The sequence below is a fragment of the Kamptonema sp. UHCC 0994 genome (assembly GCF_029167235.1).
Classification (GTDB): domain Bacteria; phylum Cyanobacteriota; class Cyanobacteriia; order Cyanobacteriales; family Microcoleaceae; genus Kamptonema.
Window position 1 is genome coordinate 1 of record NZ_JARFTR010000148.1, and the last position, 14342, is coordinate 14342.

Annotated in this window: 17 protein-coding genes; 9 read left to right on the forward strand and 8 right to left on the reverse strand. The window is 43.9% G+C overall.

The window, feature by feature from the left end; all coding sequences use genetic code 11:
- Nucleotides 1–67 precede the first annotated feature (67 nt).
- The 3 genes from PY364_RS14120 (at nucleotide 68) to serS (ending at nucleotide 3241) form a co-directional block, all read left to right on the forward strand.
- The gene (locus tag PY364_RS14120) at nucleotides 68–802 is read left to right on the forward strand and encodes a sirohydrochlorin chelatase (RefSeq protein WP_275523385.1); all 735 of its coding nucleotides are present in this window, start codon (nucleotides 68–70) and stop codon (nucleotides 800–802) included.
- Nucleotides 799–1578, forward strand: coding sequence for a uroporphyrinogen-III C-methyltransferase (cobA, locus tag PY364_RS14125; RefSeq protein WP_275523386.1), 780 nt, complete (start codon nucleotides 799–801; stop codon nucleotides 1576–1578). Before PY364_RS14120 ends, cobA begins: the two co-directional genes overlap by 4 nt.
- Nucleotides 1579–1966: 388 nt before the next feature.
- The gene (serS, locus tag PY364_RS14130; protein ID WP_275523387.1) at nucleotides 1967–3241 is read left to right on the forward strand and encodes a serine--tRNA ligase; all 1275 of its coding nucleotides are present in this window, start codon (nucleotides 1967–1969) and stop codon (nucleotides 3239–3241) included.
- Nucleotides 3242–3516: 275 nt separating this feature from the next.
- Here the strand turns inward: serS and PY364_RS14135 are convergent, their stop codons facing one another.
- Both PY364_RS14135 and PY364_RS14140 read right to left on the reverse strand, forming a co-directional pair.
- Complete coding sequence (locus PY364_RS14135) at nucleotides 3517–3969, reverse strand: retroviral-like aspartic protease family protein (RefSeq protein WP_275523388.1); 453 nt, start codon at nucleotides 3967–3969, stop codon at nucleotides 3517–3519.
- Between the two features lie 66 nt (nucleotides 3970–4035).
- On the reverse strand, nucleotides 4036–4488 hold the full coding sequence (locus tag PY364_RS14140) for a clan AA aspartic protease (RefSeq protein ID WP_275523389.1): 453 nt from the start codon (nucleotides 4486–4488) through the stop codon (nucleotides 4036–4038).
- Nucleotides 4489–4663: 175 nt separating this feature from the next.
- Between PY364_RS14140 and rseP the strand changes: the two genes are divergently transcribed.
- The 3 genes from rseP to rpsN all read left to right on the forward strand — a co-directional run bounded on the left by rseP (nucleotide 4664) and on the right by rpsN (nucleotide 7298).
- The gene (gene rseP, locus PY364_RS14145; RefSeq protein WP_275523390.1) at nucleotides 4664–6025 is read left to right on the forward strand and encodes an RIP metalloprotease RseP; all 1362 of its coding nucleotides are present in this window, start codon (nucleotides 4664–4666) and stop codon (nucleotides 6023–6025) included.
- Nucleotides 6026–6098: 73 nt separating this feature from the next.
- A complete protein-coding gene (nth, locus tag PY364_RS14150; RefSeq protein ID WP_275523391.1) occupies nucleotides 6099–6761 on the forward strand; it encodes an endonuclease III in 663 nt (220 codons plus the stop codon).
- 234 nt (nucleotides 6762–6995) lie between these two features.
- Nucleotides 6996–7298 carry a 30S ribosomal protein S14 gene (gene rpsN, locus PY364_RS14155; RefSeq protein WP_275523392.1) on the forward strand — a complete coding sequence of 101 codons (303 nt, stop codon included), beginning with the start codon at nucleotides 6996–6998 and terminating at the stop codon, nucleotides 7296–7298.
- 92 nt (nucleotides 7299–7390) lie between these two features.
- Here the strand turns inward: rpsN and PY364_RS14160 are convergent, their stop codons facing one another.
- Nucleotides 7391–7723 (reverse strand): hypothetical protein, encoded by a 333-nt coding sequence (locus tag PY364_RS14160; protein ID WP_275523393.1) that lies wholly within the window; start codon nucleotides 7721–7723, stop codon nucleotides 7391–7393.
- A gap of 68 nt (nucleotides 7724–7791) precedes the next feature.
- Entirely contained in the window at nucleotides 7792–8226 is a 435-nt protein-coding gene (locus tag PY364_RS14165; protein ID WP_275523394.1) for a hypothetical protein, read from the reverse strand.
- Nucleotides 8227–8308: 82 nt separating this feature from the next.
- On the opposite strand from PY364_RS14165, the gene aat reads away from it, so the two are divergent.
- Nucleotides 8309–8887 (forward strand): leucyl/phenylalanyl-tRNA--protein transferase, encoded by a 579-nt coding sequence (gene aat / locus PY364_RS14170; RefSeq protein WP_275523403.1) that lies wholly within the window; start codon nucleotides 8309–8311, stop codon nucleotides 8885–8887.
- A gap of 432 nt (nucleotides 8888–9319) precedes the next feature.
- On the opposite strand, the gene PY364_RS14175 is transcribed toward aat, so the two are convergent.
- Complete coding sequence (locus PY364_RS14175) at nucleotides 9320–10171, reverse strand: DUF3598 family protein (protein ID WP_275523396.1); 852 nt, start codon at nucleotides 10169–10171, stop codon at nucleotides 9320–9322.
- 151 nt (nucleotides 10172–10322) lie between these two features.
- Nucleotides 10323–11150, reverse strand: a complete 828-nt coding sequence (locus tag PY364_RS14180) for an SAM-dependent chlorinase/fluorinase (protein WP_275523397.1) — start codon at nucleotides 11148–11150, stop codon at nucleotides 10323–10325.
- An 18-nt stretch (nucleotides 11151–11168) separates the two neighbouring features.
- Here PY364_RS14180 and PY364_RS14185 point away from each other — a divergent pair, with 18 nt between their 5' ends.
- Nucleotides 11169–11987, forward strand: a complete 819-nt coding sequence (locus PY364_RS14185) for a DUF928 domain-containing protein (protein ID WP_275523399.1) — start codon at nucleotides 11169–11171, stop codon at nucleotides 11985–11987.
- Between the two features lie 107 nt (nucleotides 11988–12094).
- Here PY364_RS14185 and PY364_RS14190 read toward each other — a convergent pair whose 3' ends face one another.
- A complete protein-coding gene (locus PY364_RS14190; RefSeq protein WP_275523400.1) occupies nucleotides 12095–12733 on the reverse strand; it encodes a transaldolase family protein in 639 nt (212 codons plus the stop codon).
- 267 nt (nucleotides 12734–13000) lie between these two features.
- On the opposite strand from PY364_RS14190, the gene PY364_RS14195 reads away from it, so the two are divergent.
- On the forward strand, nucleotides 13001–13234 hold the full coding sequence (locus tag PY364_RS14195) for a hypothetical protein (protein ID WP_275523401.1): 234 nt from the start codon (nucleotides 13001–13003) through the stop codon (nucleotides 13232–13234).
- 369 nt (nucleotides 13235–13603) lie between these two features.
- On the opposite strand, the gene PY364_RS14200 is transcribed toward PY364_RS14195, so the two are convergent.
- Entirely contained in the window at nucleotides 13604–14281 is a 678-nt protein-coding gene (locus PY364_RS14200; RefSeq protein ID WP_275523405.1) for an ElyC/SanA/YdcF family protein, read from the reverse strand.
- Between the last annotated feature and the right edge of the window lie 61 nt (nucleotides 14282–14342).

Consider the following 14342-nt stretch of genomic DNA (forward strand, 5'->3'; position numbering starts at 1 on the left):
CGGTAATTGAACCGCCCAGAGGGCGGCGTTACAAACAATTGGGATCACAATAAAATTGGTATAAAAATTGCGTTCAACTTATTTGTTAGTTACTCACGGTAGTCGCGATCCTAGACCACAATTAGGTCTGGAAAAATTAGCTAAATTGTTGTCTGAACGTTTGGCTGTATTGGCTAATTATTCCCCAACTTCGCCTGTTGTGGGAACTGCTACGCTGGAATTTGGGCAGAGTTCATTGCACGAACAAATCTGTCAATTTGGGGAATATACGCTATCTCTTGGGTTGCAGGAAATACAGGTGTTACCGATGTTTTTATTGCCTGGAGTTCATCTTCTGGAAGATGTACCGACAGAGGTAAAAATTGCACAGCAAACTATGGGCGAAAATGTGATAATTAAGTTGCGATCGCATTTGGGTTCCCAGGGCGCAAGTTTAACTAACTGGGTGGCAGGGCAGATGACATCTGCTAGAATGCAGGCATGGATTTTACTATCTCACGGGAGTCGTCGCACGGGTGGAAATTTGCCAGTTGAGGAAATAGCAGCTAAAGTTAACGCGGTGACTGCTTATTGGTCTGTAGCGCCGAGTCTGGAAACACAAATTACAAGTTTAGTTCACAGTGGACATCAAAAAATAGGGATTGTGCCTTATTTTTTATTTGAGGGGGGAATCACTGATGCGATCGCGCAAACTGTGGGACAACTAAAGCAGCAGTTTCCACTTGTAGAATTGCATCTGGCTAACCCTCTGGGAGCAAGTGTAGAATTGGCAGATTTAATTCGGGATTTAATTGAGAAATGAACCTTACAACAGCAAACAAAAAGGAGAATCACTGTTTGGGTAAAGTTTATTTAGTCGGTGCAGGGCCAGGAGATCCTGGTTTGATGACATTGAAGGGTAAAACTCTTTTAGAGTGCGCTGATGCTGTTATTTATGATGCTTTAGTCAGTCCCCAAATTTTGGCGATGATTAATCCGCAAGCAGAGCGAATTGATGCGGGTAAACGCATGGGTCGCCATTCGCTATTGCAGGAAGAAACAACGCAGTTATTGATAGAAAAAGCTCAAGATAATGCGATAGTTGTGCGGTTAAAAGGTGGCGATCCGTTTATTTTTGGTCGCGGTGGCGAAGAGATGGAAGAGTTGGTAAAAGCTGGCGTAGCTGTGGAAGTTGTACCGGGGATAACTTCAGGGATTGCCGCGCCTGCTTATGCGGGAATTCCTCTGACTCATCGGCTTTATAGTTCTTCGGTGACGTTTGTAACCGGTCACGAGATGGCGGGGAAATATCGGCCGGAGGTGAATTGGAGTGCGATCGCGCACGGTTCAGAAACTATTGTGATCTATATGGGTATTCACAATTTGACTTATATTATTGACCAGTTGACAGCCGCAGGATTGAGTGCGGATACTCCGATCGCTTTGGTACGATGGGGGACGCGGCCCGAACAGGAAGAATTAATCGGTAGTTTGTCTACAATTGGGGAGAAAATGAAGGCGGCTGAGTTTGCTGCACCCGCGATCGCAGTTATTGGCAATGTCGTTAAGCTGCACGCTGTGTTGTCGGAATGCGGTTAATTTTGTAAGGTGGGCGCTACCGTAATCTATACTCAGAGTGCGATCGCTCTACTTTGCAGACTTTAACCTTACAGAAATCCTCTCCTACGGAAAATTACCAATAAAAAGCCCTCGGCCACAAGTGACTGAGGGTAGAAAATTATCAGGGTGCATCTACTATGTTCACAGTATAACACCCCTGAAGGGTGTTACCCCTCACTACAACCTCAAAAAGTAAGAAAAATAGATGACAATAAATTATTTATCAATGAAAAAATATCGATAAAGCTTATATAAGCATCAGCTTTATCTCTACCCAGTGTCAGAGGGAAGCGATCGCGAGGTAAAATTAGGGGTTGGAGCTGTCCAAAAGCTGTACCCTTAAAAATCTTAACCTTAAAATCGACCTGTGCTAGACCTCAAACTCATCCGCGAAAACCCACAAGCTGTACAGGAAAGCCTCAACCGCCGAGGCGGGGACTATGACATCGAGCCGATTTTACAATTAGATCGACAGCAGCGGGATTTAGAAGGGAAGCGATCGCAACTCCAGGCCCGCAGCAACGAAATCGGCAAACTCGTCGGTCAAAAGATTAAATCAGACCCCAAAGGCGCAGAAATTGAAGCCTTAAAAGTAGAAGGGAACCAAATTAAAGCCGAATTAAGCGAATTGGAACCCCAAGAAAAGGATTTAAAAGCTCGAATTCACGCCTTATTATTACCTCTTCCCAACTTACCCAGCGACTCTACACCCATCGGCAAAAGTGAAGAAGAAAATGTCGAAGTACGACGCTGGGGAGACGAATATATTCCCCAAAATTCTAATATTTTACCACACTTTGAAATCGGCGAAAAACTAGGAATTATCAACTTTATCCGCGCAGTTAAAGTTGCTCAACCTCGCTTTGTCACCTTAATAGGAGCAGGTGCAGCCTTAGAAAGAGCAATTATTCAATTGATGCTGGATCGGCATACAACAGCAGGTTATGTGGAAGTAATTCCCCCATTTTTAGTTAACAGCACATCCCTCACTGCTACAGGTCAATTACCCAAATTTGCTGAGGAAAGCTTCAAATGCGACCAAGACGATTTATGGCTGATTCCTACCTCAGAAGTCCCAGTTGTCAACCTTTACCGCGATGAAATCTTAGCCGCCGAACAATTACCGATTTATCACTGTTCTTATACACCTTGTTTTCGCCGGGAAGCTGGCAGTTATGGCAAAGATACAAGAGGATTAATTCGACTGCACCAATTTAATAAAGTAGAATTAGTAAAACTCGTACATCCCAGTACATCAGAAGCAGAACATCAGAAATTAGTGCAGGATGCTGAAGGAGTTTTGCAAGCATTAAAATTACCCTATCGAGTGATAGAATTGTGTACTGGTGACATCGGATTTAGTGCAGCTAAAACTTACGATTTAGAAGTCTGGCTGCCTTCTGCTGGTAAATACCGCGAGATTTCTAGCTGTTCTAATGTCGGTGATTTTCAGGCGCGGCGGGCGAATATTCGCTTTAAAGAAACGGGTAAAAAAGGCACTCAATTCGTTCATGCTTTGAACGGTTCAGGTTTAGCGGTAGGCCGCACAATGGCCGCAATTTTGGAGAATTATCAACAACCGGATGGGACTGTGAAAATACCAGAAGCGCTGCAAGTTTATATGGGGCGAGAAGTGTTGTAAATACGAGTGAGCTAATTCCTTGTCATTGCGAGTGAAACGAAGCAATCTCAAGTTTTTGGGTGGGCAAAGTCCGCAATCATCTCTCACTTTTTGTGACAATTTTAGGACTTATGCAAGTGTCAGAAAATAGGAGTTGATTTTTAGGTATGTAGTTGCGCTTCAGCGCTCTTAGGCCATGAAAGAGCGCTGAAGCGCAACTACATACCTTTTTGTTATGTGTCATTTGCGTAAGTTCTGAATTTTTAACAGTTTTGCCCACCATACGTTATAAATTACTACACTCGAAATACTGGATAATTAGGATGTTCAGGATTGGGAATTAAACGCTGATTCTTGCAGTCTACTAACAAATCTAACGTCTCCAATGCAGTCTGACCAATTAGCACAATATTCCCTAATACGAGAGTAGCTTCAGTGGTTTCGCGACCTTCTATTTCGAGGATTACAGGTTCCGTCAATCCTACTGATTCTTCTCTACCATCAGCATATTGAGCTATTTGATGATTCCTAATTCTTAAACCCAGAAATTCTACTACCTCCGCAGGTATAGCAGTGCGTACCGCACCTGTATCTATGAGTGCTTCTGCTTCATACACACGCAACAAATTGGGATTAAGCAGTCCTCGATGGACTAAAGCTTCATCAATCGCATTCGTTAATTTAACTTTGACTCGAACTACACCCATATTTTGATTTTTATTCCTGGCAGAGTGGCTGAGATTTACCATAGTTTATACCTCATCTTCTTGAGATTACATATTTTTATCTATGTATACTAATTACCAACTTTGCAGCTACATTCTAAATACTGGGCGTTCTGGATTTTCTGGATTGGCGACTAAGCGCTGATTCTTACAATCTACTAGGAAATCCAAGGTTTCTAATGCTGTCTGACCAATTAGCACTATATCGCCTAAAACCAATGCACTTTCAATTGTCTGACGGTCTTGTATTTCAATGATTACAGGCCCAGTCAAACCTACTACTTCTTGTCTGCCATCAGCATACTTAGCTATTTCCTGGTTGCGAATTCTTAAACCTAGAAATTCTACTACCTCCGCAGGTATAGCAGTGCGTACTGCACCTGTATCTATTAGTGCTTCTGCTTCATAAACCCGCAACAAATCAGGATTAAGCAATCCTCGACGTACTAACTCTTCATCGATCGCATTCGTTAACTTGACTGTAACTCGAACTGCACCCATATTTTGATTTTCAGTCCTGGCAGAATGGCTGAGATTTACCATAGTTTGTACCTCCTATTTTTTATATTAGATATTTTTATATGTACTATCGACTTCAGAGTACCCATTTAATAGGTACTATAGCTATTTCTTCTGCCATTGAGCTAATGCCCCACGCCCTAGACAGACAAGATGACCTAAAATAAAAGAGTTCAGCAAAGTTTCACAGTAATCATTCATGTCAGTATTGGCCGCGATCGCAGTTCTAGCTCTCCTCATCGTCGTACACGAGCTCGGCCACTTCCTGGCCGCGAGATTTCAGAACATCCACGTCAACCGCTTCTCCATCGGCTTTGGCCCCGTGCTCTGGAAATACCAAGGGCCAGAAACCGAATATGCTCTCAGAGGCATCCCCTTGGGCGGCTACGTGGGTTTCCCCGACGAAGACCCCGAAAGTAACATTCCCCTCGATGACCCCAATTTATTGCGAAATCGCCCCGTACTCGATCGCGCGATCGTTATCAGTGCCGGCGTGATCGCTAACCTGATCTTTGCCTACTTCCTGTTAGTGACACAATTTGCCACCGTAGGTATACAGGAATTGCAGCCGGGAGTTGCCATTTCCCAAGTTAGTTCGCAATTGAGCCTTGCTTCACAAGCCGGCATTAAGTCGGGAGACATTGTTTTAGCAGTCAATGAGGAGCAATTAGCGACTGACGTGCCCGCTGTCCAGTCCTTAAAAGACATCATTCAAAGCCATCCCAACCAAAGCATTAAATTTTTAATTCAGCGAGGGAATGAAAAACTGGCGATCGCACTTAAACCAGAAGCCGGCCCCGACGGCAAGGGTCGCATCGGCGTTCAACTAGCTCCCAACGGCGACAAACCTGGAGTTGCGATCGAACCTTTACCAGAATTAAGTTTAGCAGCATCCGCCGGCATCAAACCCGGAGACGTTATCCTAGCAGCAAACGGTCAGGAATTGGGAACTAAAACCTCGCCTATAAAAGCGTTAATGCAAGTCATTCAAAGCCATCCCAACGAAAGCATTAAAATGCTAATTCAGCGCGATGGTGAAAAATTGGATATTCAGGTAACAGCCCAACCAGACCCAAGCCAAGAACTCATTGCTCTCAAATTAGATGCCAATATTGTCAGGCGCAGAGCTAGCAATATTATCGAAGCATTGAGCACTGGAGCGACAGAATTTCAGCGCATTGTCACTCTGACAGTTCAAGGTTTCATCAAACTAATTAGCAATTTCAGCCAAACTGCTGACCAACTTTCCGGGCCAATTGCTATTGTCGCCATTGGTGCAGATATCGCGCGGTCGGATGCAGGCAATCTCTTTCAGTTTGCTGCCCTAATTAGCATCAACCTTGCTATTATCAACATCTTGCCATTACCTGCCCTTGATGGCGGTCAGCTAGCCTTTTTGTTAATAGAAGGATTACGCGGTAAACCTTTACCGGCAAAACTTCAAGATGGTGTGATGCAGACAGGTTTAATCCTGTTGCTAGGTTTGGGAATTTTCTTGATTATTCGCGATACGGCTAACTTGGCTGGCGTAGAATGGATGAAGAATCTTCTACAACAATAATTAGTTAATTGTTAACAGTTAACCGTTAACAGTTAACAGTTAACCGTTAACAGTTAACCGTTAACAATGAGCAATGAGCAAAAAATTGAGTTTGCGACAGCGATCGCTCGAAATTCTGATCCGACTTAAACGCCTTTATCCCGATGCTACCTGCACCCTCAACTATGAAACCCCAGTGCAGTTGCTTGTGGCTACAATACTCTCAGCTCAGTGTACTGACGAGCGAGTAAATAAAGTCACGCCAGCCTTATTTCAAGGCTTCCCCGATGCTGCGGCGATGGCGATCGCAGATATAGAAGAACTAGAAAACCTCGTGCGTTCCACCGGCTTCTATCGCAACAAAGCTAAAAATATCAAAGCCGCCTGTCATCTAATCGTAGAGAAATTCAACGGGGAAGTGCCAAAACGGATGGAATTACTATTAGAATTACCCGGAGTTGCCCGCAAAACAGCTAACGTTGTTCTCGCCCATGCCTACGGTATTAATATGGGCGTAACAGTCGATACTCATGTCAAACGTCTCAGCAACCGTTTAGGTTTAACAGAACACGCAGATCCGATTCACATCGAACGAGATTTGATGAAACTGCTACCTCAACCAGATTGGGAAAACTGGTCAATTCGTCTGGTTTATCATGGTAGAGCCGTTTGCAATGCCAGAAATCCAGCTTGTGATGTCTGTGAACTTGCAGATTTGTGTCCCTCTGCCAAAGTTATAGAAATTACTCAATATTGATGGATGTGCTACAATAAGTCCGTCAGTACAAGACTTTAAAACCTACCCCCGGACTGGGGGAAAGTCTACGCTTGAGGAGCTTGTTGAAAGACTAAGGATAGCAGACCGCCTTTTTAGGCAAAAGGATTGCGCCCAAGAACCCTTGAAAAAGGGATATTTAGAGCCAAACTCTAAAGAATCCCATCCCCCTAAAGGGGTGGGAGTGTCAATTTATTTAGGATACCAAAACAGTTCATGGCTAAAAAGAGCATGATCGAGCGCGAAAAAAAACGGCAGAAGCTCGTAGATAAGTACGCCGCCGAGCGGGAAGACCTCAAGGAGCAATTCCGCGTCGCAGGCTCGCAGATGGAAAAAGTTGCCATCCACCGCCAAATTCAACAACTACCCCGCAACAGTTGTCCGACTCGCTTACGGAACCGCTGCTGGGCTACTGGACGACCCAGAGGTTATTACCGGGACTTCGGCCTATCTCGCCACGTCATTCGCGAAATGGCTCACCAAGGTTTGCTACCAGGTGTTGTCAAGTCAAGCTGGTAGTTTGGCTTGGAGAGAGGGGGAGGAAGGGAGCGGGGGAGAATTTTGCCTGCCTTTTGCGTTAGTTTTTACCTTCATCTTTCTTCCTTCTTCCTTCATTGTCCGCAGCAGCGGTCAATTCCCAGACTATCTAGGAGTAAGTCGCTGACAGCATTGGCGATCGCAAACTCGCCGTAAAAACTCTTAGAAAAGTCAAACGCCTCCATTTCCGTGACGATCGCAATTACCAGAGATCCCAAATCATTCTCGCCTTCCATCCGCTGGCGGACATAGATTTGGGCCGCTCTTTGGGCAATTTGATGATTAGCGGGTTCAGGGAGAAATTCGGAATCAAGCCATACCTGCAAGGTTTTTTGCAACCATTCCCCTTCCTGCTGCGGATTTTTGGCAGGAGGTAAGGTGATTGCGTTTATTATAGGTTCAGACATTGACTACAACAAGGGCGATAGGGTAATTAATAAGTACAGTCAACAATTAACAATTAACAGTTAACAAACTATTGTGCAGCTAAGGTGACGATCGGCATTTTTTCATCTTTTCCTATTTTTTGAGTGTAAAACTGAGTCATCTGCTCTTTGATCAACTCTGCTAACATTTTATTAATAGCAGTAATTGACGGGTTAGAGTTAAGTTTGTAACAAACTTGATAATCTTTATGCTTTTGATAAGAACGGGTAGATTTATCAAAAAGTTTACTAGATTTTGTTTCTACAAACACCGAAGGATCGGGATGACCGTACCAATAAAGGCGATACAAGTGGGCGGCTTCACTGGGAGTGAAGACCAGCATATCTTCGTTGCTGCCCGAAAGGTGTAAAATATAAGCATTGTCTCTCTTTTTTATTTGGAAGTAACCCCAAGTTTTCTCGGTTTTATCGAGAAGTTTTCTTAAGGTACTCTCCAGCATCGGGCAAGCATCAAAACTTTTCATAACGCTTTTTCAAGCTACAGGACAACGTTAAACAGATAAACTTACTGAAACGTATAATCAATTATACCAGAAGTGAATGGCGATGCAGCTAGATATTGACTCAATTATCCAGGGATATGCAGCGGGATACTTCCTGATGGCAAATGAAGGCGAAGATAGTTTAAATTGGTATTCTAGCAGGGAGCGATCGCTAATTCCCTTAGATGAGCGCTTTACCTATCCGCGATCGCTTCGCCGCCCCCTGAATCAAAATCGCTTCAGCACCGCTATTAACCGCGACTTCAAGGCCGTAGTTGAAGGTTGCGCCAACCGCGAGGAAACCTGGATTTCGCCCCAACTCAAAGAAATTTACCATGCTCTCAACCAAGCAGGCTGGGCTTACAGCTTCGAGACTTGGGAAGGTGACGAGCTCGCAGGCGGTATTCTGGGAATTGCGATCGGCGGCGCATTCATCGGCGAATCGATGTTCTACAGGATTCCCGAAGGCTCAAAAGTAGCAATGGTGAAATTAGTTGAACGACTGCGCGATCGCTCTTTTGTCCTTTTTGACGCGCAGATGACAAACCCCCACCTAGAAAGATTTGGCTCTTATATTATCAATAACAAACAGTATCAATCTCTACTGAAAAAAGCCTTACAGCGTCGATGTTCCTTAGTTTGAGGTTGCAACATTTTGCTAATTGCTAATTGCTAATTGCTAATTGCTAATTAAAAGCAGTACCTACCTAATTGAAAGTTGAACCTCTTCCAAGGTTAGCCCTAGCGACTCTGCAATTTGCTCATTGCTCAAACCAAACTGCCGCAACTTCCCAATTGTTTCAATCTTGGCTTTATCCTTTGCCTCCTGAAAGTTAGGATTTTTAGGCTGATTTTCATCTGGGGCCGCAGTGGGGCGATCGGAACAAACGTTGATATAGCCAATAATGTTGCTATGACCAAAACTAATGTTCAGATTGTCTTGCCGTTCTAGGACAGATTTAAGATTACCTTTATCAACAGGTTCATCATTTGCTTTAATTATCTTATTTCTTTTAGTAATTCCAGGTAAAAGTCAAGTTTCACACATAATCTAGTCACTTTATAACGCATATTTTCAATGGATTTTGTGTTCTGTTACTAAGGTCAAGCTCACCCATTCTCCCTTTTCATTATAAGAGCGAATCATCCGCTGCCGCAAGTCTGGCTCTACCAGCAAACCTACTTCTAAAAAGAAAGATTTTCTGCGCTGAACTGGCATCGGAGTAGTAGCAGAAGCACCACCAGGAAGCAATAACACTTGCATTGCTTGAGAACCTTCATTAAACCGGAGGATAGAACCATCAATTAAAGCACTAGAAGCAATTGTCTTAACATCAATACCAGTACCAAAAGTTATCTTTTGCACCAATTGATTTGGGCCGTCGCGGTGCAATTGCAGCGAGGTAGGATAAGAGTCAGATGGTCGCCAATCTGGATAAATTGTCACTGCTTCTCCTCGCCATTCGCCAATTAAATCATCAACCTTTAAAGGAGGTTGTTCAGGGACATCTTTACCCGCCAATTTTTCTCGCATCAGTGTTAAATTAACCAAATTCCCATCGCGATCGCATAGTTGCACGAGACGCAAACGGCGGTTATTATGGATAAATCCCCACTCTCCTCCAAACTCTGAAAATGGCGCGAGTTGGATAGTACCCTGAGAAAAAGCCCCATTCTCAAAAAATAGAATATCCCTGCCTAAAAACTGATATTCTCGCACCAATTCATTGACTTTTGGTTCCGAATCACCGCTGGGGTTAGGCAAAAAGCGGCGGAGAGTCAGGCGCACACTTTTGCGATCGTTTATGCCTTCTAGGGAAAGAATACTAGGGATATCCTCAAGTTGCTCTCCCAAGGGTGAGAACTGGGTAAAAGAACCTTCCCAAACTCCTAAATTTTTTAGAAAATTGTTCCATTGTTGAGTCATATCTAAATCCTAATTTTCGAGTATAATGATATTAACTCAATAAGGCAGATGGGAGCATCCCAATTTTGTCGGCGAAGCATGACCGCAGATAATTTATTGGTTAAAAGCAGAGATTTACTACCGGAATACTTCGCCCCTACAGTTATCATATCTATTTAGTCGAAGCAATTTTAACTTGTACTTTTGCATTCCAATCTATCCCTAAAAAAGCTTGAGCATTACCTCCATAAATGGCAATTTCTACCCAACCATGAGAACCAACTAAAGCAATAAGATTACCCTGTTCAGCGCTGCTGTAACTTTTGCCGCTGGATATGGTAAAATATCTATTACACTCATTGCCAACTTTTGCCAGCGCGATCGCGACAGACCAATTTTTACCCGCCACCAAAGTTCCGGGAATATTAGTAATCAAATTTCCAAAGTAGTCGATATACTGAATATAGCCATCTACACCGTCCGCTGTGAGAGTACAAGTTGGTAGATACGATCGCACTAGAGTGTCAGGATCTATGGCCCGTCCCAACTTCTCCAAAGGAACACCACTAGCTAAGTGAGCTCCCACCGTTGCAAAAATATCTCGACCGTGAAAAGTTCTGCTAGGTTGAGGTGTCCGCCAATATTGGGGGTTAGTCAATTCTACGGCCGCGATCGCATTCTCCTGACCTAGAACCCCGCTAAACAAACCATTGTCCGGCCCAACGAGCACGCAATTGGCACATTCCACAGCGACACCGCGTCTACTACTTCCAACTCCCGGATCGACAACAGCAATATGTACGGTTCCCGTAGGAAAATAAGGGTACGCACTCATCAGGCAAAATTGACCAGCGGCAATGTTTTGGGGTGGAATTTGGTGTGTTAGGTCTATGATTGTTAATTGTGGGTTGACTTGAGCGATCGCACCTTTGAGAACACCTACGTAGACATCGCTCAAGCCAAAATCTGTCAGCAGAGTTATTATTTTAATTTTAAACATTTTGGAGGCTAATTTGTTATGGCTAAGAGTAAGTTTCCGCTACATCTAAAGATACTTGCTTTAGCCTTATTTTCCCTAGCTTTAACCTTGCTTTTACCGACAATTGTCCTTTCCCAGTCCCCGTCAAAGGGTATAAGTGAAATTCATTTTTCCCCGCCAGACGAGTCTGCGCCGGTTCTAGCAAGACGGCAAGAGTTGCGATCGCGCTGTCCTTGCTACAATTCTGTAAATACTCTCACGGCACTACTACCCCCTACAAGTTTGGCACTAACTACCACCGATCGCCCAACATTTTTTTTATACGTCCCTCACGCTACTGCTGCTAAAACCGTAGACAAAAAAGATGATTCTGCTTGCAACCAAAATGTAAGTAACTCGAATGTGAGAGAGACTTTTGAAGTAGAGTTTGAACTCGTTGACGAACAAGAACAGAAAATTTACCAGACGGTATTTGCGATCGCAGGTACTCCCGGTATTATTAGTTTCACTCTTCCTAAAAACGCTCTACCACTGGAACTGAACAAATATTACCGCTGGTATTTTGAAGTAATTTGCGATCGCGAAGATCGCAGCGGCGACAGTGTAGTGAGTGGATGGACTCGCCGAGTCGAATTAACTCCTAATTTAGCTAAAGAATTAGCACAAGCATCACCTACCGATCGCCCTGCTATTTATGCCCAGTTTGGTATTTGGCATGATACTCTAACAGCCTTAGCACAGTTACGGAAGTCAAAACCCAATGACGTGCCTTTAGCTAATGCTTGGGCAGAATTATTAAAGTCAGTAGGATTGGAAAAGATCGCCCAAGAACCTCTAGTTGACTGCTGCACTACCTAGTAGATGCTATAGTAATTATCAGTTAAACGAGGTATGTAGTTGGGCTTTAGCCCTCTAACGATCGATTATACAAAAACAAATCCACCAGACACCGGCCTAAAACCCTCTCAACCCAAAATTCCTCGACCATTCTTCGCAAATTCATCAACAGTTTGCTGTGATAATTCGTGAACTGCCATCGCCTGCAATACGTCAAATGGTAGCGTCAAATGATCCGCACCCGCTTGTAAAGTCGCCACCGCCTCTGCTGGTGATTTCACACTAGCGGCCAAAATCTCCGTATTGCTTCCCCTGAGTACACTTGCCATATCGCGCACTAAGGCGAAACCGTCCCCTAACAGCCTAGTGGCGCGATTCACATAAGCGATCGCATATTTAGCCCCCGCTGCTGCTGACACCGCCGCCTGCGACGCACCGTATATCGCCGTCACCGCACAAGGAATCTCCGGCGACAAATAGGCCACAGTCTGGAAACCCGCCGCCGTCGCTGGAACCTTGAGCACGGTTTGCCGTCCAATTAATGCAAAGGCCGCTTTTCCTTCAGCAACCATACCCTCAAAATCAGAGGCCATAAGTTGATAATATATCTCCCCAGAAATCAATTGTGCCAGTTTCTGAAGTGTCGTATCCGGTGGTAAATTAGTCTTCGCTAAAAGTGTGGGATTAGTAGTAATTCCCGATATCCAACCGAACTTACTAGCCGCTTGAGCTTCAGATATAATTGCAGAATCTAGATAAATTGCCATTTTTTGTTTGCCCCTCAGTTTTGCAGTTGCCCAACCCTGAATTACCGCTATAGATTACGGTTGAATGATTAGCTAGTGACTTTAACTATACCAGTATTGGTCAAAAATTAGAATTAAGTAAAAATAAGATTTTAGTGATATCGGTCACTGAGAGTTTAGAGAATTGTCACGCTAACAGTAAATTTTCATCACCAAATACCGGATAGAAATAGATCATCATTGTAGATAGTGGTATGTCTGGAAGAACTCAAGGAGGTGGTTCCGACTATGACCACAGGACTAAATCAAATACAGATAGTTAGCTTACCGGAATCTTGTGCAAAAGCTCAGTTAGAAAACCCAGCGGAAACCGCCCAGGAATTGCCTATGACTATTCAACCGACACCCGTAATTGAAATTATGGAATCTGCCCACAACGATCGATTGAAAGCTTTTGCCCGTTTAGCGATGACGAGTCTAACTTGGACTCTGGCAGATATGAATAAATCCAAGTATAGCTAGGGGCTAGGGGCTAGGGGCTAGGGGCTAGGGAAGAGGGAAAAGCTTACTCCCTAAGAGATTATGAACCAGAGGTAAGAGTTGGGTTTGCCCTAAGTGCCTTGGCGGTTGCTATAAACAAGCGATCGCGTTCTCGATCTAAAATTGAGATCGAGAACGCGATCGCTTTTATAGTCGAAGGAAGAAGGAAGAGGGAAGAAGGGAAATACAATTAGGACTTACGCACTTACTACGATTTTCTGTCATTGCGAGCCTTGCGAAGCAATCCCCAACCCTGGCTACACCGTTAAAGTGCGTAAGTCCTGACAATTGTTATAAACAAAATTATGTTTGACGTTGCTGTTTAAATTTCGAGATATTTGTCTTAGATTTTTAATTAGGATTTTTCGTTCCCGGAATCCCCTCAAATGAACCCATAAAAGTCGGTATTGGACGAGTAATGTGTACCTCCCAAAGCGCTTTTACTACTGCAAATACCTCCCGCACACTATACTGAATCATGGAATTATTGCGGAATTTCCCCCAATCAGGCGTTCCTAAACCCACTGCTTCTACCCCTAACGCGCGGCAGGTGTAAACAGCGCGTGGTAAGTGATAAGATTGCGTAATTAAAACTGCTTGTTTCACACCAAAAATTTCTTTCGCCCGATAGCAACTCTCGTAAGTGCTAAAACCTGCATAATCTAAAGTAATATCCTTATTTGGTACGCCGTTTTTCTCAGCGTAAATCATCATTGCTTTCACCTCATTATAGTAAGGACTGCTGTTATCTCCTGTCATTAAGATTTTGCGAATACGACCCAGTTTGTAGAGATCGACGGCTGCCTGCACTCGATCTGCTAACATCGGGGAAGGTGTACCATCTGCCCAGACTCCGGCTCCAAAAACGATGGCAACAGTTTCAGAGGGAATATTGTTAGGATCGTTGTAGCGGTAGGAATTGGTAAATATTTTTACATAATAGTTTAACCCGATTGGTGTGAGGATTGCGAACCCTACCAATAACAAAAAAATAGAGCGCCCTTGCAGTAAAAACCATTTAGATAGCATATAATCAAAGGTGATAAGTAATTCGTAACGCCGCCATCTTGGCGGTTGGTTTACCGCCAAG